Here is a 24,136-nt window from a genome sequence, read left to right on the forward strand (position 1 = left end):
CACCGCCCCCGGTCATCCACAGGGCCCGCGCACCCTTATCCTTCCTGTTACGCCCTCGGGGTCCACCCGGGTCAGCGGGCCCGTACGGGCCGGGCGAGGCGCACCTCACCGTGCCCGCCGGGCCGCCGAGCCGCGGCCGTCGTGCCGCAGTGACTCCGTACCGTGACCCCGGCGTCGGCCGCCCGGCAACCCCGGCTCCGGCCGGCAGGGCGCGGGACTGCAGGGCCGAGCTCCACCCGGGGAAGCAGCGGGGGGCGCCGTGCGTTGCGTCGGAGTGGTAGGTCGAACGCTGTGTCGCACCGGGCACGGCATGCGCGGAAGGGGCCCGATGGAATCCGGCGGCAGGTGGACGGCCTGGTGGCAGAAGCGTGATCGTGAGCGGGGCCGGCCGGCGGACGCCGACAGTCCCGCCGCCAGACTGGACCAGCTGCTCGGCGCGGTCCGCGCCGGGTTCCCGCTCGCGCCCGCGGCCCATCCGGCCGGCTACCGCTGTTCCTGCGACCGGGTCGCCTGTCCGGCCCCCGCCCAGCACCCGGTCTCCTTCGCCTGGCAGACCCAGGCCACTACCGATCCCGAGCAGCTCGCCCGCTGGCTCTCCCGCGACCCGCAGGCCAACTTCATCACCGCCACCGGCCGCGTCCACGACGTGCTGGACGTGCCGGTGGAGGCCGGGCGCCTCGCCCTGGAGCGGCTGACCGCGCTCGGTGTCGAGGGGCCGGTGGCCGCCGTCGGCGAGGACCGCTACCTGTTCTTCACCGCCACCAGGGGCACCCCGGTGGACGAGGACGAGTGGTGGCCGAGCGCCCTGGACTCCACGCCGGACACCATGTCCGAGCACCCCGGTCTGCGCTGGCACTGCCGCGGCTCGTACACCCTGCTGCCGCCGGCCGCGCTGCCGGACGGCTCGGAGGTGCGGTGGCTGCGCGGGCCCGAGCAGCCGCTGCCGGACCCGCTGCGCGTCCTGGACGTGCTGACCGACGCCTGCACCGAGGTGGGCGCCGTCGCCGAGGAGCAGTGGCTGATCGGCTGAACGGGCCGACCAGCCACCGGGACTACGGCAGGGTGAGGATCTCCGCGCCGTCCGCCGTGACGACCAGGGTGTGCTCGAACTGGGCGGTGCGCTTGCGGTCCTTGGTGACGACGGTCCAGCCGTCCGGCCAGATCTCGTAGTCGTAGGTGCCCAGGGTCAGCATCGGTTCGATGGTGAACGTCATCCCCGGCTTGATCACCTCGGTGGCCCGCTCACTGTCGTAGTGCGGGATGATCAGGCCGGAGTGGAACGACGTGTTGATGCCGTGTCCGGTGAAGTCCCGCACCACGCCGTAGCCGAAGCGCTTGGCGTAGGACTCGATGACCCGTCCGATGATGTTGATCCGGCGGCCGGGCTTGACCGCCTTGATCGCCCGGTCGAGCGACTCCCGGGTCCGCTCGACCAGCAGCCGGGACTCATCGTCCACGTCACCGACCAGGTAGGTGGCGTTGAGGTCGCCGTGCACCCCGTGGATGTAGGCGGTGGCGTCGATGTTGACGATGTCACCGTCCTGGAGGACGGTCGAGTCCGGGATGCCGTGGCAGATGACCTCGTTGATCGAGGTGCAGACCGACTTGGGGAAGCCCCGGTAGCCGAGGTCGGACGGGTAGGCGCCGTGGTCGCACATGTACGCGTGGGCGACGGCGTCCAGCTCGTCCGTGGTGACGCCGGGAGCGATCAGCGCGGCCGCCTCGGCCATCGCCCGGGCGGCGATCCCGCCGGCGATCCGCATCTTCTCGATCGTCTCGGCGCTCTGCACCTCGGGCCCGGTGTACGCGGCCGGAGCGGGCTTGCCGACGTACTCGGGGCGTGCGATGTGCGCCGGGACCTTGCGGGTGGGGGACTGGATGCCGGGTACGAGTGCCATGGCCGCGAGTCTAGTTGGCGGGCCCCGCGCGCCATCGCCGGGCGTGGACGCCGGCCCCCGCCGGGCCTCCCGGCGGGGGCCGGGTGTGCGGACGGCGCCGGGGCGGGGAATGATCGGGACGACGCGGGGAACGCGAGCCGCGACCGCCGACACGGAGGAGACCGCACCATGCCCCTGGGATTCCGCCGCAACAAGCCGACCGGCCGGCCCGGCGAGTGGTTCTACTGCATCAAGCACGGCAAGGTCGAGGAGGGGCCGGAGTGCCCGGCGAAGGACCGCCTCGGCCCGTACGCCACCCGGGAGGAGGCGGCGCACGCCCTGGAGACCGCCGAGCTGCGCAACCGGGAGTGGACCAACGACCCGCGCTGGAGCGACCGGCCCGAGGACGCGCCCGGCGAGTAGCGGGTCAGGACGCGTCCGCCGCCTCGCGCTCGGCCGCCTCCCGCCCCGCGGCGGCCTCGCGCTCCGCCGCCGCCCGCTCGTGCTCGGCGCGGACGGCGGCCGCGTTCGGGTCGGTGCGGTCGTCGTAGGAGAGCAGCCGCGGCAGTGCGGTGGCCAGCGCCAGCACGCCCACCACGCAGGCGGCGCCGCCGACCCACACCGAGGCCCGGACGCCGACCATCCCCGCCATGCCGCCCGCCCGGACCTGGCCGAGCTGGGGGCCCACCGAGTAGCTGAGCAGTTCGACGCCGGCCATCCGGCCGCGCAGCTCGTCCGGGATCGACTGGTTCCACAGCGTGGAGCGGGCGACACCGCTGATCTGGTCGGCGCCGCCGGCCAGCGCCAGGCAGAGCAGCACCAGCCAGACCGAGCCGGACAGGCCGGCCAGCGCGATCGCGACGCCCCAGCCGAGCGCGGCGGCCAGCAGCAGCCGGCCGTGCCGGTGGATCCGGGACGTCCAGCCGCTGGTGACCGAGACGAGCAGGGCGCCGACCGCCGAGGCGGAGTACATCGGGCCGAGTGCCCAGTCGGCGTGCAGCTCGGCGGCCAGGAACGGGAAGACCGCCACCGGGAAGGCGAACAGCATCGCGCACAGGTCGATCGCGTAGGTGCCCAGCAGGTCCTTGCGGCTCCACGCGTACCGGATCCCGGTCAGCACCGCCTTCACCGAGGGCTGCTCGGCGCCGGTCGGCGGCGGGACGGCGCGGATCCGGGCGAGCAGCAGCAGCGAGGCGCCGAAGGTGACGACGTCCAGCGCGTACGCGGTCTGCACCCCGGCGAAGGTCACCACGACGCCGGCCAGCGCCGGTCCCGCCACCGAACCGACGTTGCGGTAGAGGGAGTTGAGGGCGAAGGCGGCGGCCAGCTGGTCGTGCCGGACGATCCGCGGGGTGAGCGCGTCCAGGGCCGGGCGCTGCAGGCCGTCGGCGGCGGCGACCAGCGCGGCCACCAGGTAGACCGGCCACAGCACGGGCGTCGGCAGCAGCGCGTTGACCAGCAGCAGCACGCTGAGCAGACCGAGCCCGGCCTCGGCGAACAGCACCAGGCGGCGGCGGTCCAGGGCGTCGGCGAGGGCGCCGCCCCAGAGGCCGAAGACGATCAGCGGGACCAGCTCGAAGGCGCCGACCAGGCCGACCGCGAAGGACGAGTCGGTCAGCTCCTTGATCTGCAGCGGCACGGCGACGTAGGTGAGGAAGCTGCCGAAGCTGGTGACGCAGCCGGAGACCCAGAGCAGGCGGAAGTCCCGGGAGGAGCGCCACGGGGAGAGGTCGGGGACGACCGAGCGCAGCAGGGATCTCGCCCGACCGTTCGTGGGCGGGGCGGCGTCGGCGTCGTTCACGAGTGACCATCCTGCGGGGGCGCCGGGCCCGGCCGCAACGGATTTTCGCGCCCGCCGCGCCCCGCCCGCCCCGTCAGGCCCGTCGTTCCCTCGGTGCGCCCCGTCCTACCAGCGGCTGACCGTGGGCCCCGCCGTCAGCCGCGCGGCCAGCGCCGCCAGCCGTTCCAGCGCCGCCGCCGAGCGCCGCGCGGGCCGCTGCCCGGCGGCGGCGCTGACCAGGTGCTGGGCCAGGTCGAACGGCTCCTCCTCGCCCGTGCCGACGGCGAGCCTGCGGTGCGCCAGCCCGGTGAGGTCGGCGAGCCCGGTGAGGTCGGCGGGCCCGGCGGCGGACGGCCCGTCGGGCGCGTCCGGCCCGGCGCCGTCCAGCGCCAGCACCGTCGCGCCGTGCCGCCGGGCGTCGTGCACCCGCTCCAGCAGCGTCTCCCCGGCCGCCGCCGGGGCGACCACCAGGACGGTCGCCCCGCGCCCGGCCTCGGTCAGCCGCCCCAGGCCGTGCGCCAGATGGCCGGGCGCCTGCGCCGGGACCCGGTGCCGCAGCAGGGTCGGGGCCAGCCGGGGCACGTCCGACCAGGCGGCCTCGTCCTTCAGATGGGCGGCCAGGTGCCAGGGCTCGTACGCCTCGGTGCCGACCAGCAGCAACTCACCCGCGCCGCGCCGGGAGACCGCCCGCCGCAGCTCACCGGCGAAGCCGCCGACGGCCTCCAGCCAGCCGGTCCCGGTCAGCCGCTCCCGTAGTGCCGAAACTCTCACCGCGTCCATGGCCGACAGGATGACGCGAGGGGCCGGCGGTTTGGCAGGATCGGCCCATGACTTCCCTCGATTCAGCGACAAACCCGGCCCACGACCTGCCGGACGTCTCGCAGCTCGTGGTCGGCGTCCTCGGCGGCACCGGCGACCAGGGGCGGGGGCTGGCCCTGCGGCTGGCCAAGGCCGGCCAGCAGGTGATCATCGGCTCGCGCGACGCGGCCCGCGCGCAGGCCTCGGCGGAGGCGATCGGCCACGGCGTGCGCGGCGCCGACAACGCCGCCACCGCCCGGGAGAGCGACATCGTGATCGTCGCGGTGCCCTGGGACGGCCACGCCGCCACCCTCACCGCGCTCCGCGAGGAGCTGGCCGGCAAGATCGTGGTGGACTGCGTCAACCCGCTCGGCTTCGACAAGCAGGGCGCCTACGCGCTCGTCCCGGAGGAGGGCAGCGCCGCCCAGCAGGCCGCCGCCCTGCTGCCGGACTCCCGGGTGACCGCCGCCTTCCACCACCTGTCGGCGGTACTGCTCCAGGACGAGTCGGTCGAGCGGATCGACACCGACGTGATGGTGCTCGGCGAGGAGCGGGCCGCCACCGACATCGTGCAGGCGCTGGCCGGGCGGATCCCCGGCATGCGCGGCATCTTCGCGGGCCGGCTGCGCAACGCGCACCAGGTGGAGTCGCTGGTGGCGAACCTCATCTCGGTCAACCGCCGCTACAAGGCCCACGCGGGCCTGCGGATCACCGACGTCTGAACCACCGGCTGAACCACCGGCGTCCGATCACCGACGTGATCACCGGCTCGCCGGCCTCACCCCTGGACCCGGTCCGGAGGTGAGGTCGGCGACAATGGGAGCCGTCCGTCCTACCGGCCCCAGGAGTCTGCCGCCATGCCCCGCACGTCCGTCCTCGCCTCGATCGTCGCCGTTCTCGCGCTGGCCGCCGCCGTGGTCTCGCTGGTCCAGGGCTGGTGGCTCGGCCTCGTCTGGCTCCCGATGGCGGGCATCGCCAGCAACGTGCTCTGGATGAACGTGCGCCGCGAGAAGCTGGCGAGGGCGGCCGCGGAGCAGACCGCCCAGGCCTGAGACGCCCGGGCGGCGAGCCGGCCCCGAGCCGCGCCCAGTCCGGCTCAGTCCTTCCAGAACGTGAACAGCTCGTGGCCCACCTGCGGGTAGGCCCGGTCGACGCCCAGCAGGTCCATCACGCCGTACACGGCCTCGAAGAACCAGTGGTTCACCTCCGGCTGCCAGAGCAGCGCGAAGACGGCCAGCATGCCGTACGGCGCGAACGGCTCGATCGCCCGCCGGGTCTTGAGCGACAGCCACGGCTCGACGATCCCGTAGCCGTCCAGGCCGGGCACCGGCAGCAGGTTGAGCAGGGTCGCGCTCAGCTGCAGCATGCCCAGGAAGCCCAGCGCCAGGGCGAACGGCGAGACGTTCAGCTCGAAGCCGTTCCAGACCGCGTGCACCGCGGGGTCGTCGAGCCAGCCCGCGCCGACCGGGATCAGCAGCAGCACGGCGGCGAGCAGGTTCACCAGCGGTCCGGCGGCCGAGATCAGGCTGTGCTTGAGCCGCCCCTGCACCCGGTGCCGCTCGATCCAGACCGCGCCGCCGGGCAGGCCGATGCCGCCGAGCAGCACGAACACGATCGGCAGCACGAAGCTGAGCAGGACGTTGGCGTACTTGAACGGGTTGAGGGTCAGGTAGCCCTTGGCGCCGACCGAGATGTCGCCGCCGTGCAGCGCGGTCCGGGCGTGCGCGTACTCGTGCAGGCAGAGCGAGACCATCCAGCCGGCCACCACGAACAGGAAGACCCCGAACCGGGCGTTGCCGTAGCCCTGGAAGACGGCCACGCCGGAGGTGACGAGGATCGCGAGCAGCGCCCAGAACACCGGACTGATCCGGCGGTCCTCGCTGCGGGAACGCTGCGTTGCGGCGAAGGTCATGGTGTGGGTGCTCCGGAGACTGTCGGGATCGGCGGGGGCGAACGGCCAGTGGTCGATCATGCCGGGCGGTCGCGGCCCCGGACAAGCCGTCCCGGATGAACGTACGGCGCCCGGCACCGGGTTCCGCACCCCGGCGACCCGCCCCGGCGGCGAGCGGGCGACGAGCAGGGGACGGTCAGGGTCGTGGACCGGACAAATGTGCGTGGCGGGCGGCGCCGATCCACCAGAATGGTTCGGTGCACTACGGCATCCTCGGCACCACCACGGCCCACCACGACGACGGAACCCCGGTCCCGCTCGGCGGCGCCCGGCTGCGCGCCCTGCTCGCCGCGCTGGCCCTGCGGCAGGGACGGCCGGTGCCGCCCGACCTGCTGGCCGACGAGGTGTGGGACGCCGAGCCGCCGCAGGACTCCTCGGCCGCGCTGCAGACCCTGGTCGGCCGGCTGCGCCGCACCATCGGCCGCGACCGGGTGGGCTCCGGCCCGGCCGGGTACTGGCTGACCGACCCGCTGACCGACCTCGCCGAGTTCCAGCGGCTGGCCGCGGAGGGCCGCCGGGAGCTGGATCGGGGCGACCACGCGGCGGCCGCCGAACGGCTGCGGGCCGCGCTCGCGCTGTGGCGCGGCCCGGCGCTCGCCGACCTGCCGGACCGCACCGGCCCGGCCACCCGGCTGGAGGCCCAGCGCGAGGAGGTCCGCCGGCACCGGATCACCGCCGACCTGGGCCTGGGCCGGGCCGCCGACCTGGTGGCCGAGCTCGCCGAACTGTGCGAGGGACAGCCGCTGGACGAGCCGCTGCAGTACCTGATGGTGCGGGCGCTGCACGAGAGCGGCCGGACGGCGGAGGCGCTGCGCCACTACGAGCGCACCCGGCGCGCGCTGGCCGACGAGCTCGGCGTGGACCCGGGGCGCAGGCTCCAGGCCCTCCACGCCGAACTGCTGGCCCCCGTGGAGGCTCCCGCCCCGGTGGCCCCCGCGCCGCAGGCGACCGCAGCCCCCGCCCCCGCCCCCGCCGCACCCGTGCCCGCCGCCCCGGCGCCGTCCCGGACCGCGGGCAACCTGCGCGGCCGGCTCACCAGCTTCGTCGGCCGCGAGAGCGACCTCGCCGCCCTGCGCTCGGTGCTGGCCACCAGCCGGCTGGTCACCCTGACCGGCCCCGGCGGCTCCGGCAAGACCCGGCTGTCGGTGGAGGCCGGCCGTCTGGAGCAGGGCGCCGGGCACTGGCCGGACGGCGTCTGGCTGGCCGAGCTGGCCCCGGTGGAGCGCCCGGACGCGGTGCCCGGCGCGGTGGTCTCGGCGCTCGGCCTGCGCGAGACCGTCCTGCACACCGGCACCAGCATGGTCGCCGAGGTGATCGAGGCCCGCTCCGGCGACCCGGTGCGCCGGCTGATCGAGCACTGCGGGCGCCGCCGGATGCTGCTCGTCCTGGACAACTGCGAGCACCTGATCCAGTCCGCCGCCGACCTCGCCGACAGCCTGCTCACCGAGTGCCCCGGCCTGACCGTGCTGGCCACCAGCCGCGAGCCGCTGGGCGTGCCGGGGGAGACCGTGCTGCCGGTGGAGCCGCTGCCCGACCCGGTGGCGCTGCGGCTGCTGGCCGAGCGGGCCGCCGCCGCCCGCCCGGGCTTCGACCCGCGGAGCGACCCGGAGGCCTGCGCCGAGATCTGCCGCCGGCTGGACGGCCTGCCGCTGGCCATCGAGCTGGCCGCCGCCCGGCTGCGGGTGATGACGGCCCGGCAGATCGCCGACCGGCTGGACGGCCGGTTCGCCCTGCTCACCGCGGGCAGCCGCACCCTGCTGCCGCGCCAGCAGACGCTGCGCGCGGTGGTCGACTGGAGCTGGGACCTGCTCGGCAAGCAGGAGCGCGCGGTGCTGCGCCGGCTGGCGGTGTTCGCCGGCGGCTGGACGCTGGAGACGGCCGAGGCGGTCTGCGCGGACGGCGCCGAGGTGCCCCGGGAGGAGGTCGCCGACCTGCTGCTCTCGCTGGTCGACAAGTCCCTGCTGGTCGCCGACCTGGACGGGGACGGTCCGCCGCGCTACCGGATGCTGGAGACCATCCACGAGTACGCGGTCGAGCGGCTGGCCGAGGCGGGGGAGAGCGCCGGGACCGAGGGCCGGCACGTCGAGCACTTCCGCGAGCTGGTCCGCACCGCCCACCTGAACGTCCACGGCCCCGCGCAGCTGCACTGGCTGGCGGTGCTGGAGCGGGAGCACGACAACATCCGGACCGCGCTGCGCCGCGCCGTCGACCGCCGGGACGAGGACGAGGCGCTGGTGCTGGCGCTGGGCATGAGCTGGTACTGGTCGCTGCGCGGCTTCAGCCAGGAGGCCCGCCGCTGGTACGAGCAGGTCCTGGCGCTCGGCCCGGACCCGTTCGGCCCGGACGCCCGGCCGGTGCCGCTGGAGCGGCACGTGCTGGAGTACCCGCTGCCGATGCCGCCGGAGGCCACCGCGGAGGCCCGCCGGGCGGTCGTCATCTACCGGCTGATCAGCTTGTTCGAGGGCAACCTGGACGTGCTGGCCGACCCGGACGCGGTCGCGATGGCCCGCAAGATCACCGAGGCCTACACCCCGGACCTGCCGCAGGCCTACCGCTTCCCCGGGCTGATGCGGGTCTTCGGCGCCTTCCTGGTCGGGCAGTTGGACGCCATGAAGGACCTGCTGGACGACGCGGTGGAGGGCTGCCGGCGCTACGGCGACTCCAGCGACCTGGCCTTCATCCTGCAGATCCGGGCCAAGATGATGAACGACTGGCCGAACGGGGCGGAGCAGAGCACCCGGGACGGCGAGGAGTCGCTGGAGCTGTACCGCCGGTCCGGCGACCTCTGGGGGATGTCCCAGGCGCTGTCCGCGCGCGGCGAGTCGCTGGCCAACCAGGGGCGCTCGGCGGAGGCCGTCGAGGCCTATCAGCGGGCGATCGAGCTGGCCGAGGAGCTGGGCGCCCCGCAGGAGGTGCCGATGCTGGGGGTCCACCTGGGCGCGGCGATGCTGGACGAGGACCTGGACGAGGGGGAGCGCCGGATCCGCGAGGCGATGGAGGGGATCCGGCCGGGCGACAACCAGGCGACCAACGGGGCGCTGCTCTTCGGGCACCTGATGCTCTGCGGCATCCACGGCGTGCGCGGCGACCACGGGGCGGCGCTGGCCGAGCTGGACGCGCTGAGCTGGACGCGGGTCGGCGCGTTCGCCCCGGACGTGGTCGGCGGGATGCTGACCGTCACCCGGGGCTGGATCACCGCCCGCGGCGGCGATCCGGACCGCGGGCTCGAACTGGTCCACGAGGGGCGCGCGATGCTGCACGCGGTGCCGTCGAGCGCGGGCGGGTTCGTCGAGCAGATGTCGGTGATGCTGCTGCCGCCGGTGGTCGGGGTGATGGAGGTCTTCGCCCGGCGCGACGGGGACCTCGACACGGCCCGGCGGGCCGCCGTGCTGTTCGGCGCGCACACCGCGATGAACGGGCCCCACAACAACTTCCTCGACCGGGCGGAGCGCGAGCGCGCCGAGCAGAGCCTGCGCGACCTGCTCGGTGACGCGGTGTTCGAGGCCGCCGTCACCGAGGGCCGGGGGCTGTCCGTGATGGAGGCCGGCGCGCTGCTCGACCGGCTGGTCGGCTGACCGGCACGCGGCGGGCCCCGGGGCGCTCCCCTCGCGCACCCCGGGGCGCCGCCGTGCGGTCACCGCTCAGGTCCGCTTGCGGAACCGGGCGACGGCGAGCGGCGCGAAGACCGCGGTGATGCCGACCGACCAGGCCAGCACGATCAGCGTCGGGTGCGCGACCGCGCCCTGGCCGTTCATCAGGGCCCGGCAGGCGTCGGCCAGCGCGGACAGCGGGTTCACCTTGGTGAAGGACTGGAGCCAGCCCGGCATGGTGTCGGTCGGGGCGAAGATCGAGCTGCCGAACTGCATCGGCATCAGCACCAGCATGGAGACTCCCTGGACGGCCTGGGCGCTGCGCAGGGCCATGCCCAGCAGCATCGAGATCCACACGATCGACATGCCGAACACCAGCGACAGGCCGACCGCCGCCAGCGTCTGCAGCACGCCGCCCTTCAGCTCGAAGCCGATGACCAGCGAGAAAACGATCATGATGCTGAAGGAGAGCAGGGCCCGGCAGGTCTCGGCCGCGATCTTGGACAGCAGCACCGAGGAGCGGCCGATCGGCAGGGTGCGGAAGCGGTCCATCACGCCGGTCTGGAAGTCGCTGTTGAGGCCGGTGCCGACGGCCATCGCCAGGGTGAGTCCGGTCTGCCCGAGCAGGCCGGGGATCATGTACTGCTTGTAGGCGTCCTGGCCGCCGGAGATGGCGCCGCCGAAGACGTAGACGAACAGCACGGTGAAGATGATCGGCATCAGGATGGCGTCGAACATCGACTCCGGGTCGGCCTTGATCCGCATCAGGTTGCGGCGGGTCAGCGCGCCGACGTGACGCAGGTGGCCGGCCAGGCCGATCCGGGTGTCCGCCCGGACGGGGGAGAGCGTGGCGGTGGTCATGCGACAGGCTCCTTGGCGAGGCTGGGGGCGGCGTCCGCGGGCGCCGGACGGTCCGCGGGCTTGCCGGTGATGGCGAGGAAGACCTCGTCGAGGCTGGGCAGCTTGGTGTCGATGCCGGCGACCGCGAAGCCGCGGGTGCCGAGCACGCCGATCACGGTGGTCAGCTGCTCGTCGGCGGTGATCGGCACCGAGAGCAGGCCGGTGTCGGTGGAGAAGGTGGCGGTGACGCCGGAGTCGTGCAGGCAGCGGGCCATCTCGGGCAGCTCGGCGGGGTGGGCCGCGCGGATCTGCAGGGTCCGGCCGCCGACCTGGGCCTTGAGCTCGGCTATGCCGCCGGCCGCGATCACCCGGCCGCGGTCGATGACGGTCAGCTCGCCCGCGAGCTGCTCGGCCTCCTCCATGTACTGGGTGGTGAGCAGCACGGTGGAGCCCTCGGCGACCATCCGCTGCACCTCGTCCCAGACCTCGTTGCGGGTGCGCGGGTCGAGGCCGGTGGTGGGCTCGTCCAGGTAGAGCACCCGGGGGCGGCCGATCATCGAGGCGGCCAGGTCCAGGCGGCGGCGCATGCCGCCGGAGTAGGTCTTGGCGGGGCGCTTGGCGGCCTCGGTGAGCGAGAAGCGCTCCAGCAGTTCGGTGGCGCGGGCCTTGGCGTCGCGGCGGGAGAGGTCGAGCAGCCGGCCGATGAGGTAGAGGTTCTCGTAGCCGGAGAGCAGTTCGTCGACGGAGGCGTACTGGCCGGTGAGGCCGATGGTGCGGCGCAGCTGCTTGGGCTGGCGCAGCACGTCGTAGCCGCCGACGAAGGCGGTGCCGGCGTCGGGCCTGATCAGCGTGGACAGGACGCGGACCAGGGTGGTCTTGCCCGCGCCGTTGGGGCCGAGCACACCGAGGACGGTGCCCTCGCGCACGGTGAGGTCGACGCCGTCGAGCGCCTTGGTGGTGCCGAAGTGCTTGACGATGCCGTGGACCTCGACGGCATTCCCCGCGGCGGGCCCCTGGTCGTTCGGGGCGGTGGAGATTCGTGTCATGCCCCACAGACTGTCCGACCCGGCTGTCAGCCCGCTGTCAGCGGGCGGTCAGCGGGCGGTCCGGGGCGGGCGGGCCGGCGGCGCGCTGTCGGCCCGCTGTCACACGGCTGTCATCCGGGGCCCGGCCCGGCCGTGGCCGGGCCCCGGACGACGGTGCGCGTCAGTGGAAGGTGTGCTCCGGCGCCGGGAAGGCGCCGCCGCGCACGTCCTCGGCGAACGCGCGGGCGGCGTCGCCGAGCACGGCCCGCAGGTTGGCGTACTGCTTGACGAACTTGGGCACCCGGCCCGCCGTCATCCCGGCGAAGTCGGTCCAGACCAGCACCTGGGCGTCGCAGTCCGCCCCGGCGCCGATGCCGACGGTGGGGACGGCGAGCTGCTCGGTGACCTGCCGGGCCAGCTCGGCGGGCACCGCCTCCAGGACGACCGCGAAGGCGCCGGCCTGCTGCACCGCCTTGGCGTCGCGCAGCAGCTGGTGCGCGGCCTCGTCGCCGCGGCCCTGGACGGGGTAGCCGCCGAGCGCGTGCACGGACTGCGGGGTCAGCCCGATGTGGGCCATCACCGGGACGCCGGCCTCGACCAGCAGCTCGATCGAGCGGGCGCTGCGCTCGCCGCCCTCCAGCTTGACCGCGCCGACCCCGGCCTCCTTCATCAGCCGGGCCGCGTTGTGCATCGCCTGGGCCGGGGACTCCTGGTAGGAGCCGAACGGCAGGTCGGCGACGATCATGGACCGCTTGGTGCCGCGGACGACGGCGGCGGCGAGCATCACCATCTGATCCATGGTCACCGGGACGGTGGTCTCGTAGCCGAGGTGGCAGTTGCCGGCGGAGTCGCCGACCAGCAGGACGGGGGTGCCGGCCTCGTCGAAGACGCCGGCGGTGAGGGCGTCGTAGGCGGTCAGCATCGACCACTTCTCGCCGCGCTGCTTGGCGGCGGCGAGGTCGCGGACGGTGACGCGGCGGTTGGTGACCCCACCGTAGAGGGTGGCGGTCGTCGCCTGGTTCTGGGCAGGCGAAGGCGAAGAAGCGTTCATCGAACAGGCTCCTGAAGGGTTGTCGTCTCGTGGCGCCGTGCGGCGTCCCCGGATCACCTCCATGCTTGCACGGCCCGGCGCGGGCGCAAAAGGGGCGGGGGTCACTCCGCTTGTGACCGGCGGCCGGACGGCCCGGCGGCCCGGCGGCCGGGTGGGTGCGCGCGGGTCTTTGCCGCAGCTTTACGATACGGATTCGTCTCGTATCGAAATTGTCGCTACCCTGACCGAGGGGGGTTTACGAGACGATCGCGGCTCGAAATGCCCGCCAGTGCCACGCCGTACCACGGACGGGAAGAACCCATGACCACCGCAGCCGCGCCACCCCGCGTGCCGGAAGCCATCCACCGCCGCCGCTGGGCGATCCTGTGCACCCTCGTGCTCGCCCTGCTCGTCGTCGTGCTCGACAACTCGATCCTCAACGTCGCGATGAAGACCATCGCGTCCCCGGCGCCCACCGGCATCGGCGCCAGCCAGAGCGACCTGGAATGGTCGATCAACTCCTACACGCTGGTCTTCGCCGGGCTGCTGTTCACCTCCGGCCTGCTCGGCGACCGGTTCGGCCGCAAGCGGGCCCTGCTGGCCGGCATGGCCGTCTTCGGCGTCGCCTCGCTGCTCTCCGCGCTCGCCAGTACGCCGGGCGAGCTGATCGGCTACCGCGCGCTGATGGGCGTCGGCGGGGCGCTGGCCATGCCGGCCACGCTCGCCATCATCATGAACGTCTTCGAGCGCTCCGAGCAGCCCAAGGCGATCGGCATCTGGGCCGGTGCCGTCGGCCTCGCCATCGCGATCGGCCCGATCACCGGCGGCCTGCTGATCGAGCACTTCTGGTGGGGCTCGGTCTTCCTGGTCAACGTGCCGATCGTGGTCGTCGCGCTGATCGCGATGGTGCTGCTGGTCCCCGAGTCCAAGGACCCGAACCCGGGACGGATGGACCCGGTCGGCGTGCTGCTGTCCATCATCGGCCTGGTGGCGCTGATCTACGGCATCATCAAGGGCGGCGAGCTGGCCGACTTCACCGCCGTCGCGGCCTGGGGTCCGGTACTGCTCGGCCTGGTGGCGCTGACCGCCTTCGTGCTCTTCGAGCGCCGCACCGCGCACCCCGCGCTGGACGTCAACTGGTTCCGCAACAAGGTGTTCAGCGCCTCGGTGGTGGTGGTCGGCGTGGTCTTCTTCGCGTTGATGGGCGTCTCGTTCTTCGGCGTCTTCTACACCCAGAGCGTGCGCGGCTACAGCGCGCTGGAGGCCGGCGTGCTGATGCTGCCGCTGGCCGCCGCCCAGCTGGTGTTCGCCCCGCGCGCCCGGCTGGTGGTCGACCGCTTCGGCATCCGCGCCACCTGCGCCGTCGGCATGCTGTTCATCGCGGTCGGCTTCCTCGGCTACCTGCTGCTGGGCGCGACCACCCCGATCTGGGTGCTGGTCGTGCTCGGCCTGCTGATGGGCACCGGCATGGCGCACGTCATGCCGCCGATCACGGTCGCGATCATGGGCTCGCTGCCCCGGGAGAAGGCCGGCGCCGGCTCGGCGGTCAACAACACCTTCCGCCAGGTCGGCGGCTCGCTCGGGGTCGCGGTGCTCGGCGCGGTGCTCTCCACCGTCTACCGCGACGGGATGTCCGACGGGCTCGCCCGGCTGCCGAGCCCGGAGCTGCGGGAGAAGGCCGGCGAGTCGCTGGAGGCCACCCTCGCCGTCGCCGCCCGGCTCGGCGACCGGGGCAAGGAGCTGATCGGCCCGGCCAACGGCTCCTTCATCCACGCCATGCACGTGGTGGCCGCGCTCTCCGCCGGGATCACCCTGGTCGGCGCGGCGCTCGCCTGGTTCCTGCTGCCGGGCAGGGTCCCGGCCGGCGGGCCCAACGGGCCCGGTGGGCCCGCCGCCGGGCCGTCCGCCGCGGCGGGGGCCGACCGCGCGGACGAGGAGCCCCGCGCGGCGGCGGTCGCGGACGCCTGACCCGCGACCGCGCTGAGCGAGAATGGGGCCCTGTCACCGGGAACCCGCCGGTGACGGGGCCCACGAGCGCGTGCGACCCCCGTCCGTCCCGCGGGCGGGGGCCCCACAACCGGGAGATGTGAGATGAACACCGAGCCGACGGCCGCGCCGACCTGCACCGGCCCGCGCCGGGGCAGGCCCCGCAGCGAGGCCGCCGAGCAGGCGATCTTCGCCGCCGTCGAGGAGCAGATGGCGGCCGGCACCAGCCTGTCCGAGCTGACCATCGAGGGCATCGCCACCGCCGCCGGCGTGGGCAAGGCCACCATCTACCGGCGCTGGCCCAACAAGGAGGCGCTGCTGGTCGACATGGTCAGCCGGCTGGAGGAGCCGCTGCCCGCGGCCACCGGCTCGATCCGCGGCGACCTGGTCGCGATGGTCGAGTACATGCGGCTGCGCGGGCTCGCCAAGCGCTCCCGCTGGGTCCTCAAGGCCGCGCTCGGCCAGATGCAGGGCTGGCCCGAGCTGCACGCGGCCTACCGCGAACGGGTGATCGTGCCGCGCCGGGAGGCCGCCCGGAACGTCATCCGCCGGGGAGTCGCCGAGGGCGAGCTGCGGGCCGACCTCGACGAGGAACTGCTCGGCGACCTGCTGATCGGCCCGATCCTCGCCCGCAGCATCCTGTGGGACGACTCCGACCTGGACGACCCGGAGCTGGCCGAGCGGATGGTCGACGCGCTGCTCGGCGGCCTGGCCGGCCCGGCCCTGCGGCCGGTACCCGCCTGACCGGCCCCCGCCCTCACCCCGTCCTCGCCCCGGCGGGCCGCCCCGGTGTCCGGCGTAGTGGCCTGGCTCACCAACCGGGCCACGCCGGAACCCCGGTCCGCCGGCCGGACGTCTGTCCCGGCATAGGCTGAGCCGGGAATCCGACCAAACCCGCACCAGTCCGGCACGCCCTCCGCCACCCGGCGGCGGCCCGCACCGGACCGGCGGCGGACGGGCGGGCGGCGCGAACGACGGGAGCCACGGCATGGCGCAGGCGGACAGGGCGGACCGGGTGTCCACGGCGGAGGCCGGCGACCCGGGAACCGGCCGGCGCCCCGCGGCCGGATTCCTCGGCGTCCGGGGCTGGGGCCGCGACGCCCGCGGCGCCACCACCTGGCGGCGCGGCCTGCTGATCGCCCTGCTGGCCCTGCTCGCCGGCGCCCTGCTGGCCTTCCACGCCGAGGTGCCCAACAGCACCGGCAACCTGGGCAGCCTGCTGGAGACCTTCCTGCCCTGGGTGGGCCTGGCCGTGCCGGTGCTGCTGCTCCCCGCGCTGCTGCGCCGCTCCGCCACCGCGCTGCTCGCCCTGCTGGTGCCCACGGTGCTCTGGGCCAACATGTTCGGCGGCCTGCTCACCGACAAAAGCGGCGGCACCGGCGACTTCACGGTGGTCAGCCACAACGTGGCCGCCGCCAACACCGACCCGCAGGGCACCGTGCGGATGCTGGAGAAGTCCGGCGCGCAGATCGTCGCGCTCCAGGAGCTGGCCGGCAGGCCGCTGCGCGCCTACGAGTCCGGGCTGGCCGACGCCTACCCGTACCACGCCGTCGAGGGCACCGTCGGGCTCTGGTCCAAGTACCCGATCGGCGACGTCCGGGTGGTGGACATCAAGATGGGCTGGACCAGGGCGTTCCGCGCCGAGGTCACCACCCCGCAGGGCCCGGTCGCGGTGTACGTCGCCCACCTGCCGTCCGTGCGGCTGCGGGCCGAGGGCGGCTTCACCGTCAACCAGCGGGACGTCAGCGCCCAGGCGCTCGGCGACGCGATCGAGGCCGAGCCGCTGAAGAAGGTGCTGCTGCTCGGCGACCTCAACGGCACCATGAACGACCGCAGCCTGGCGCCGGTCACCTCGCAGATGCGCTCGGCCCAGGGCGCGGCCGGCGACGGCTTCGGCTTCAGCTGGCCGGCGTCCTTCCCGATGGCCCGGATCGACCAGATCATGAGCAAGGGCGGGCTGGAGCCCACCGACTCGCGGACCCTGGAGCGGGACGGCAGCGACCACCTCGCGGTGGCCGCCACCTACCGCTACCGGTGAGCCCTCCCCCTCAGCCGCGGCGCCACCGGTTGGTGATCGGCAGCCGGCGGTCCCGGCCGAAGCCCTTGACCGAGATCTTCGGGCCCGGCGGGTACTGCCGCCGCTTGTACTCGGCGGTGTCCACCAGCCGCACCACCCGGTCCACCACGGCTGCGTCGAAGCCCGCCGCCACGATCGCGTCCCGGCCCTGGTCACCCTCGACGTACAGGTCGAGGACGGTGTCCAGCAGGTCGTAGTCGGGCAGCGAGTCGGTGTCCTTCTGGTCCGGCCGCAGCTCGGCGGACGGCGGCTTGGAGATGGTGTTCTCCGGGATCGGCGGCACCTCGCCGAGCCGCTCGGCCTCCTCGTTGCGCCAGCGGGCCAGCCGGAAGATCAGCGACTTGTAGACGTCCTTGATCGGGCCGAACGCGCCGACCGAGTCGCCGTACAGGGTCGAGTAGCCGACCGCCAGCTCGCTCTTGTTGCCGGGCGCGAGCACGATGTGCCCCTCCTGGTTGGAGATCGCCATCAGCAGGGTGCCGCGCAGCCGGGACTGCAGGTTCTCCTCGGCCAGGCCGGTCAGCTCGGTGGCCGCCATGTAGGCGTCGAACATCGGGGCGATCGGCACGGTGCGGAAGTTCAGCCCGGTCCGGCGGGCCAGCTCGGCCGCGTCGTCCATGGAGTGCTGCGAGGAGTAGCGGCTCGGCATCGAGACGCAGTACACGTTCCCGGCGCCGAGCGCGTCCACCGCCAGGGCGGCCACCACGGCGGAGTCGATGCCGCCGGACAGGCCGATCAGCACCGAGCGGAAGCCGTTCTTGCGGACGTAGGCGCGGGTGCCGGAGACCAGCGCGGACCAGATCTCCGCCTCGTCGCTGAGCCGCGGGGCCACCTCGGCGGACAGCGGCGCGGCGGGCGCCGGGGCCGGCTCGCCGCCCAGCCCGGCGCGGACCAGGTGCAGGCCGTCGGCGAGCAGCAGCCCGTCGGTGTGGTCGCTGCTGGCGGCCGGCAGGTCGAGGTCCAGCACCATCAGGTGCTCCTCGAACTGCGGCGAACGGGCCAGCACCTCGCCGTCCGGGGCGACCACGATCGAGTCGCCGTCGAAGACCAGCTCGTCCTGGCCGCCGACCATGTTCACGTAGGCGAGCGCGCAGCCCGCCTCGGCGGCCCGGCGGCGGACCAGCTCCAGCCGGGCGTCGTCCTTGTTCCGCTCGTACGGCGAGCCGTTGATCACCAGCAGCAGGCCGGCCTCGGCCTCGCGGGCGGCGGTCACCCGTCCGCCGTCCTGCCAGATGTCCTCGCAGATCGCCAGCGCGACGTCCACCCCGTTCAGCCGCAGCACCGGCAGCTGGTCGCCGGGGACGAACCAGCGGTACTCGTCGAACACGCCGTAGTTCGGCAGGTGGTGCTTGGCGAACCGGGTGGCCACCTCGCCCCGGAACAGCACGGCGGCGCAGTTCTGCGGGGAGCCGGCCGGCCGCCCGAACCGCGGCGAGGCCTGCTCGGAGCGCCCGAGGTAGCCCACCACGACGGGCACCTCCCCGAGCCCCTCCGCCGCGAGCCGCGCGGCCAGCTCGACCAGTCCGCCCCGCGACGCCTCGACGAAGGAGCGGCGCAGCGCGAGGTCCTCGACCGGGTAGCCGGTCAGGGCCATCTCGGGGAACGCGACCAGCTGGGCACCGGCCTCGACGGCCTGCTTGGTCCAGTGCACCACCTCATCGCTGTTGCGTGCGATGTCACCGACCCACGGGTCGGTCTGGCAGAGGGCGAGACGGAGATTGGGCATGCCACCGAGTCTAATCGTCGATCTGACGCAATGTCTCGGCCGGGGTCGCCACTGCGTGCGGCGGCGGTGATCCGCCATGATGGGGACAGTCGCCCGCGGGCGGCTCTCGGGCGTAACACGGGCGTAAAGAGCAGAGGTGAGACTGTCCCCATGGGCAAGCAGCAGGAGTTCGTGCTTCGGACGCTCGAAGAGCGTGACATCCGGTTCGTCCGGCTGTGGTTCACCGATGTCCTGGGGTTCCTGAAGTCGGTGGCGGTGGCGCCGGCCGAGCTGGAGCAGGCGTTCGAGGAGGGCATCGGCTTCGACGGTTCGGCGATCGAGGGCTTCGCCCGGGTCTACGAGTCCGACATGATCGCCAAGCCGGACCCGACCACCTTCCAGATCCTGCCGTGGCGCTCGGAGACCCCGGGCACCGCCCGGATGTTCTGCGACATCCTGATGCCGGACGGCTCGCCCTCGTACGCCGACCCGCGGTTCGTGCTGAAGCGCACCCTGGAGAAGGCCTCCGCCCAGGGCTTCACCTTCTACACCCACCCCGAGATCGAGTTCTTCCTGCTGAAGAACCTCCCCGGCGACGGCACCCCGCCGATCCCCGCCGACCACTCCGGCTACTTCGACCACACCCCGCGCGGGGTGGGCCACGACTTCCGCCGCCAGGCGATCACCATGCTGGAGTCGATGGGCATCTCGGTGGAGTTCTCCCACCACGAGGGCGCCCCCGGCCAGCAGGAGATCGACCTGCGGTACGCCGACGCGCTGTCCACCGCCGACAACATCATGACCTTCCGGCTGGTGATGAAGGAGGTCGCCCTGGAGCAGGGCGTCCACGCCAGCTTCATGCCCAAGCCGTTCTCCGACCACCCCGGCTCCGGCATGCACACCCACCTCTCGCTGTTCGAGGGCGACCGCAACGCCTTCCACGAGTCCGGCGCCGAGTACCAGCTCTCCAAGGTCGGCCGCTCCTTCATCGCCGGCCTGCTGCGCCACGCCGCCGAGACCGCCGCCGTCACCAACCAGTGGGTGAACTCCTACAAGCGGATCTGGGGCGGCTCCCAGCGCACCGCCGGCGCCGGCGGCGAGGCCCCGTCGTACATCTGCTGGGGCCACAACAACCGCTCCGCGCTGATCCGCGTGCCGATGTACAAGCCCGGCAAGCAGGGCTCCACCCGCGTCGAGGTCCGCTCCCTCGACACCGGCTGCAACCCCTACCTCGCCTACGCCGTCACCCTGGCCGCCGGCCTCAAGGGCATCGAGGAGGGCTACGAGCTCCCGCCCGGCGCCGACGACGACGTCTGGGCCCTCACCGACGCCGAGCGCCGCGCCCTCGGCATCCAGCCGATGCCGCAGAACCTCGGCGAGGCCATCGACCTCATGCAGCGCAGCGAACTCGTCGCCGAGACCCTCGGCGAGCACGTGTACGACTTCTTCCTGCGCAACAAGAAGCAGGAGTGGGAGGAGTACCGCTCCGAGGTCACGCCGTTCGAGCTGCGGAAGAACCTCCAGGTGCTGTAGCCGCAGGTCAGGGTGGGTTTCGGGCTGAGTGAGGTCCCCGGGCCAGCGGCGTGCAGCCGCCGGCCCGGGGACCACTTCAATCTGCCTGGGCCGCCTGTGGGCCGTCAGGCGGTGGATCGGTGGCCCATCCGAGCGTTTCGTAGAGCCTGTCGACGGCCCGGCGGGTCCGGCCGTCGCTGCTCGGCATCAGGTGCGTGTAGACCCGGAGCGTGAACCCGGGGTCGCTGTGACCCAGGTATTGGCTCAGCGCCTTCACGTTCTCGCCGGCGTCCAGCAGGACGGTGGCGTAGAAGTGCCGGAGGGCGTGCATGCCGTCCTCCCGGGACGCCTGGTGCCGCTTCCCCTTCTCGGGCTCCGGGAGGACCCCGGCCGCGACAAGAGCGGGCTTCCACGCGTACGTGTTGAAGTCGGCCCGCCGCACCGGCCCACCTCCTTCTCGGGAGAACAGCAGCCGTTTCGTCACCGGGGGGCCGTCCGGGGTGAGCCACGGCAGCGTCACCTCGTCCGGCGGGAACGCCTCCATGTGGGCCTTGAAGAGGCGACCGATCTGCGCGGGGAGCGGCACGTCCCGGACCTTCCCGCGCTTCGGTGGGGCGAACACCAAGCGCCCGCCGATGACCTTGATCTGGTAGCCGACGTGCAGCCATCCGGTGTCGAACCCGATCTCGTCGACCGGCAGGCCGAAGATCTCCCCCTGACGCAGTCCGCACCCGCCGCCGGCGTCCGCCATCGCCCGATACCGTTCCGGCAGACCCGCACGCACTGCGTCCACTCGGTCCGCCAGCCACGGACGGACCCGCCCCGGGGCCCGCCCGGGAGCGGTGACCGACCGGGAACGGCACGGGTTCGTCGTTCGCAACTGGTCCTCGACGGCCGCCGTGAAGATGCCGGAGACGCTTCCGAAGATGACGCGGCGGTACGACGACGCCGGGACCGCCTTCTCCAGCTCAGCCAGCCACTCCCGGATGTGGGACGGCAGGAACGAGTCCATCGGGCGCGGGCCCAGGTACGGAATCGCGTGCCGCCGGATCTGGGCGTGGACCGAGGCCCGGGTGTTGAGGTCGGTGTGCTGGGAGTCCAGCCACCTCTCCGCGTACTGCTTGAACGTGACCCGGGCGGCCTTCGGGTCGACGTACTGGCCGCGCGACATGTCGGCCTCGATCCGGGTCAGCCAGTCCTCGGCCAGCCGCTTCTGACGGTCCGGGAAGGACTTGGACTTCTCGGTGCCGTCGGGGCCGACGTAGCGGGCGCGGTAGCGCTTGCCGGTGCCGTAGCGGTCGGTGCGGATGCGGCGCGGCTTGCCGTTGGGGCCGGGCTCGGTCTTGTACCAGCGGTCCTGAATGTGTCCTGCCATGGATCAAGCCGCCTGTTCGTTCTGCTCGGCCGCCCACTCGGCGACGGCCTGGGGGTGGTAGCGGACGTGCCGGCCGACCCGGAAGCCGGGCGGCCCCGTGCGCTTGCGGCGCCACTGGTAGACGGTCTCCAGCGGCACACCGAAGATCCGGGCGATGTCCTCGGGTTCGAGGTAGCGGTCGGGGAGGGGGCGGACGACCGTTGCGGCACCGCCGCGTTGGCCCTTCGCGGGCATGCGGACACCTCCGGCGAGAGGTTCGGATGGTGGTTGCGGAGTGTTACGTGCCCTCTCGCGGACGGGCGCGGAGGGCGGAAAGTGTCAGGGATGTCAGGGCAAACCGCTGGCCTGTGGTTTTGGCTCCTGGCAGGGCGTCAGGGATTGTCAGGGATGTCAGGGAAAGTCGCTGTTTCCCTGACATCCCTGACAATCCCTGACGCTGTGTCCGGAGCCGTTTTGGCTGGTCAGGGGTTTGCCCTGACATCCCTGACGGTTACGGGGCTTCGGCCCCGTTCGTGGGGGTGCTCACGGCCGGGTGGACACGGTAGGTGACGGCCTGGGGGCGGCCTCGCTGGCCGGTGGGCGCGTGCTGGTCGGTGCGGAGCCAGCCGTGCTGTTCGAGGAGAGCGAGGGCGGGTTCGACGTCGGCGACCTTCTTGAAGTGGCGGCTGCTGGCGACGGCGTCGTGGGCCTTGATGTGGGTGCGGTGCGTACCGTCCTTCTTCGGCCGTTGGAGCCATTGGAGGAGGGTGTGGGCGTCGTCGGTGGCGGGGTCGGCGGCGATGAGGTCGAACACGGCGAGGGTGTGCGCGGTGTAGTAGTCGGCGATCTCGGCGGCGCGGTCGACGACGCAGGCCTGCAGGGCGGCGCGCCAAGCGTTGCTGTCCTGGTCGCTGGTGATGTGGTCGGCGAGGTGGAGCAGGACGGCGATGCGGGCGATGTGGCCGACGAGCTTGCCGGCCCAGTCCTTGATGTGGGCGAGCGGCTGGTCGGGGCGGAGCTGGACCTCGACGCGTTCCTGCAGCTTCTCGACGGCGAGGTCGGCGGCCTGGTCCATGACGACGACCACGGGTTCGGGGAGGTCGGTCATGGCGCGGAGCAGGCGGGTCAGGTTGCGGTCGTAGGCGTTCGCCACGGCGTCGGGGATCGGGTCGGTGCGGACTTTGCGCCATCCGAGGTTGGAGGGCGGCAGGGAGTAGAGGAAGCGGGCGAGCAGGCCGCGGTCGCGGGCGCCGGGGGCGGCGCCGAGTTCCTGCAGAACGGCAGGCTGCGGGGTGACGCCGATGGTGAGGGCGGGCTTGTCGGCGGTGGGCTGCTCGCGGGTGATGCGGTCGGCCTGCAGGCGCTCGCCCTTGTGGGCCTGGAGGAAGACGCCCAGGTTGGGCTTGCTGCTGTAGCGGCCGACGATGCTGTCGAACAGATCGCCCTCGGGGGAGAGCGCGGCCAGGCACCGGTGGACGCCGAGATGGTGGGTGACTGTCTCGGGGGTGATGTCCCCGGACAGCGTCAGGCGCGGGTTCGGCGGGACGACGATCTGCTCGGCGAGCAGCTTCGCGGCGGAGATCTCCGCGACGAGCTGGGTCCGGTCGGCGTCGGGGTTCTTGCGGGCCTTGGCCATCAGGGCCTCGACCTCGGCCATGGCGGCGTCCCGGGTGGTCTCGGCCTCGATGATGGCCGCCCGGGCGTCGGCCTGCAGCTCGGCCTCGACCTTGTAGACCGGGCCCATGGTGAACGCGAAGACGTCGGACTTGCGGCTGGCCGGCGGCATCGCGCAGGTCAGGTAGAGGTTCGACTGCTCGCGCCAGCCGGGCCGGATCTCCACCCCGACCCGCCCGCCGGCGGCCGTGGACAGCGCGGCCAGGGCCATGGTGGCGGCGGCGTCGGGCGGGGTCTGCGTGAACTCGGCGACCGCGTCGACGTAGGCGCCGACCCACCCCGGGAGGGCCTTGACGGGGAAGGTGGGCAGGCCGGTGTGGGAGCCGAGCGGCATGGGGTCGAGCCAGGTGTCCCCGGCGGCGAGGTCCGCGAGCACCGACAGCGCGGCGGTGCGGACCGCGTCCAGGTCGGTCTCGGTGTCGCCGGCCATGTGGGCCAGGCGGCTGGTGGTGGTGCCGATCCGGCGGCGCTCGGCGGCCACGCGCACGATCTCCGCGTAGTAGTCGCCGTTCGCCGCGGTCGGGGTGGCCTCGATACAGGTGTGCAGATAGCCGGGCCCGCCGACCCGGCCGAGGTCGCCCTGCGCGCGCAGGACGCCGGTCAGCAGCAGCGGGTCCACCGGCCGCTCACCGCCCGCCATGCGGGTGATGGCCCGCCAGATGGTCTCGTGTGCGGGGTGGTGGAACGCCCCGGGGTCGCCGATCTGGGCGGCGAGCGCGGGGACCTGGGCGGGGTCGAGGAGGGCGGCGCCGATGACGGCCTGTTCGGCGGCTTTGACCTCGGCGGGTTCGGGCCGGAACGGGATCACGTTCGGGTGCGCGTGCTCGGTGCTCAACGTGGCTCCTTTCGCACGGAGCTGGCGGCCCGGGTCATCAGAACGAGCTCGCTGCGCCCCATGGAGCCATCGAACATGTCGCGGACATGCCCACGCAAGGGC

Annotated in this window: 20 protein-coding genes; 9 read left to right on the forward strand and 11 right to left on the reverse strand. The window is 73.4% G+C overall.

The genetic code is table 11. The features are described from left to right. Positions 1-328: 328 nt before the first annotated feature. Positions 329-1,030: a bifunctional DNA primase/polymerase gene (locus ABT093_RS10065; protein ID WP_350562364.1), complete on the forward strand. Its 702-nt coding sequence runs from the start codon at positions 329-331 to the stop codon at positions 1,028-1,030. Positions 1,031-1,052: 22 nt separating this feature from the next. On the opposite strand, the gene map is transcribed toward ABT093_RS10065, so the two are convergent. After that, a complete protein-coding gene (gene map, locus ABT093_RS10070; RefSeq protein ID WP_350562366.1) occupies positions 1,053-1,898 on the reverse strand; it encodes a type I methionyl aminopeptidase in 846 nt (281 codons plus the stop codon). Between the two features lie 168 nt (positions 1,899-2,066). On the opposite strand from map, the gene ABT093_RS10075 reads away from it, so the two are divergent. Beyond that, positions 2,067-2,300: a hypothetical protein gene (locus tag ABT093_RS10075; protein ID WP_350562368.1), complete on the forward strand. Its 234-nt coding sequence runs from the start codon at positions 2,067-2,069 to the stop codon at positions 2,298-2,300. 4 nt (positions 2,301-2,304) lie between these two features. Here ABT093_RS10075 and ABT093_RS10080 read toward each other — a convergent pair whose 3' ends face one another. Together ABT093_RS10080 and ABT093_RS10085 are read right to left on the reverse strand one after the other, a co-directional pair. Continuing rightward, the gene (locus tag ABT093_RS10080) at positions 2,305-3,678 is read right to left on the reverse strand and encodes an MFS transporter (protein ID WP_350562370.1); all 1,374 of its coding nucleotides are present in this window, start codon (positions 3,676-3,678) and stop codon (positions 2,305-2,307) included. 105 nt (positions 3,679-3,783) lie between these two features. Next, positions 3,784-4,437: a hypothetical protein gene (locus tag ABT093_RS10085; RefSeq protein ID WP_350562372.1), complete on the reverse strand. Its 654-nt coding sequence runs from the start codon at positions 4,435-4,437 to the stop codon at positions 3,784-3,786. A 47-nt stretch (positions 4,438-4,484) separates the two neighbouring features. Here ABT093_RS10085 and npdG point away from each other — a divergent pair, with 47 nt between their 5' ends. Further along, complete coding sequence (npdG, locus tag ABT093_RS10090) at positions 4,485-5,177, forward strand: NADPH-dependent F420 reductase (RefSeq protein WP_350562374.1); 693 nt, start codon at positions 4,485-4,487, stop codon at positions 5,175-5,177. A gap of 135 nt (positions 5,178-5,312) precedes the next feature. Continuing rightward, positions 5,313-5,507, forward strand: coding sequence for a hypothetical protein (locus ABT093_RS10095; protein WP_350562376.1), 195 nt, complete (start codon positions 5,313-5,315; stop codon positions 5,505-5,507). Positions 5,508-5,551: 44 nt separating this feature from the next. Here the strand turns inward: ABT093_RS10095 and ABT093_RS10100 are convergent, their stop codons facing one another. Then, positions 5,552-6,367: a site-2 protease family protein gene (locus ABT093_RS10100; protein WP_350562378.1), complete on the reverse strand. Its 816-nt coding sequence runs from the start codon at positions 6,365-6,367 to the stop codon at positions 5,552-5,554. Positions 6,368-6,603: 236 nt separating this feature from the next. Here ABT093_RS10100 and ABT093_RS10105 point away from each other — a divergent pair, with 236 nt between their 5' ends. Further along, positions 6,604-9,981 carry an AfsR/SARP family transcriptional regulator gene (locus ABT093_RS10105; RefSeq protein ID WP_350562380.1) on the forward strand — a complete coding sequence of 1,126 codons (3,378 nt, stop codon included), beginning with the start codon at positions 6,604-6,606 and terminating at the stop codon, positions 9,979-9,981. A 66-nt stretch (positions 9,982-10,047) separates the two neighbouring features. On the opposite strand, the gene ABT093_RS10110 is transcribed toward ABT093_RS10105, so the two are convergent. The 3 genes from ABT093_RS10110 to panB form a co-directional block, all read right to left on the reverse strand. Continuing rightward, complete coding sequence (locus ABT093_RS10110; RefSeq protein WP_350562382.1) at positions 10,048-10,857, reverse strand: ABC transporter permease; 810 nt, start codon at positions 10,855-10,857, stop codon at positions 10,048-10,050. Beyond that, positions 10,854-11,882: an ATP-binding cassette domain-containing protein gene (locus ABT093_RS10115; protein WP_350562384.1), complete on the reverse strand. Its 1,029-nt coding sequence runs from the start codon at positions 11,880-11,882 to the stop codon at positions 10,854-10,856. Before ABT093_RS10115 ends, ABT093_RS10110 begins: the two co-directional genes overlap by 4 nt. A 160-nt stretch (positions 11,883-12,042) precedes the next feature. After that, positions 12,043-12,912, reverse strand: coding sequence for a 3-methyl-2-oxobutanoate hydroxymethyltransferase (gene panB, locus ABT093_RS10120; protein WP_350562386.1), 870 nt, complete (start codon positions 12,910-12,912; stop codon positions 12,043-12,045). Between the two features lie 300 nt (positions 12,913-13,212). Between panB and ABT093_RS10125 the strand changes: the two genes are divergently transcribed. The 3 genes from ABT093_RS10125 (at position 13,213) to ABT093_RS10135 (ending at position 16,915) form a co-directional block, all read left to right on the forward strand. After that, complete coding sequence (locus ABT093_RS10125) at positions 13,213-14,859, forward strand: MFS transporter (protein ID WP_350562388.1); 1,647 nt, start codon at positions 13,213-13,215, stop codon at positions 14,857-14,859. Between the two features lie 123 nt (positions 14,860-14,982). Further along, the gene (locus tag ABT093_RS10130; RefSeq protein ID WP_350562390.1) at positions 14,983-15,621 is read left to right on the forward strand and encodes a TetR/AcrR family transcriptional regulator; all 639 of its coding nucleotides are present in this window, start codon (positions 14,983-14,985) and stop codon (positions 15,619-15,621) included. Between the two features lie 244 nt (positions 15,622-15,865). Next, a complete protein-coding gene (locus ABT093_RS10135; protein WP_350562392.1) occupies positions 15,866-16,915 on the forward strand; it encodes an endonuclease/exonuclease/phosphatase family protein in 1,050 nt (349 codons plus the stop codon). 10 nt (positions 16,916-16,925) lie between these two features. Here the strand turns inward: ABT093_RS10135 and ABT093_RS10140 are convergent, their stop codons facing one another. Continuing rightward, positions 16,926-18,680, reverse strand: a complete 1,755-nt coding sequence (locus ABT093_RS10140; RefSeq protein ID WP_350562394.1) for an NAD+ synthase — start codon at positions 18,678-18,680, stop codon at positions 16,926-16,928. Between the two features lie 150 nt (positions 18,681-18,830). On the opposite strand from ABT093_RS10140, the gene glnA2 reads away from it, so the two are divergent. Then, positions 18,831-20,192, forward strand: a complete 1,362-nt coding sequence (glnA2, locus tag ABT093_RS10145; RefSeq protein ID WP_350562396.1) for a gamma-glutamylpolyamine synthetase GlnA2 — start codon at positions 18,831-18,833, stop codon at positions 20,190-20,192. A gap of 76 nt (positions 20,193-20,268) precedes the next feature. Here the strand turns inward: glnA2 and ABT093_RS10150 are convergent, their stop codons facing one another. The 3 genes from ABT093_RS10150 to ABT093_RS10160 all read right to left on the reverse strand — a co-directional run bounded on the left by ABT093_RS10150 (position 20,269) and on the right by ABT093_RS10160 (position 24,034). After that, positions 20,269-21,546 (reverse strand): tyrosine-type recombinase/integrase, encoded by a 1,278-nt coding sequence (locus ABT093_RS10150; protein WP_350562398.1) that lies wholly within the window; start codon positions 21,544-21,546, stop codon positions 20,269-20,271. Between the two features lie 3 nt (positions 21,547-21,549). Then, positions 21,550-21,780, reverse strand: coding sequence for a helix-turn-helix domain-containing protein (locus ABT093_RS10155; protein WP_350562400.1), 231 nt, complete (start codon positions 21,778-21,780; stop codon positions 21,550-21,552). Positions 21,781-22,036: 256 nt separating this feature from the next. Beyond that, positions 22,037-24,034, reverse strand: coding sequence for a DUF3987 domain-containing protein (locus ABT093_RS10160; RefSeq protein ID WP_350562402.1), 1,998 nt, complete (start codon positions 24,032-24,034; stop codon positions 22,037-22,039). Between the last annotated feature and the right edge of the window lie 102 nt (positions 24,035-24,136).

Origin of the sequence: Kitasatospora sp. NPDC002551, assembly GCF_040296005.1 — a bacterium.
Lineage (GTDB): Bacteria > Actinomycetota > Actinomycetes > Streptomycetales > Streptomycetaceae > Kitasatospora.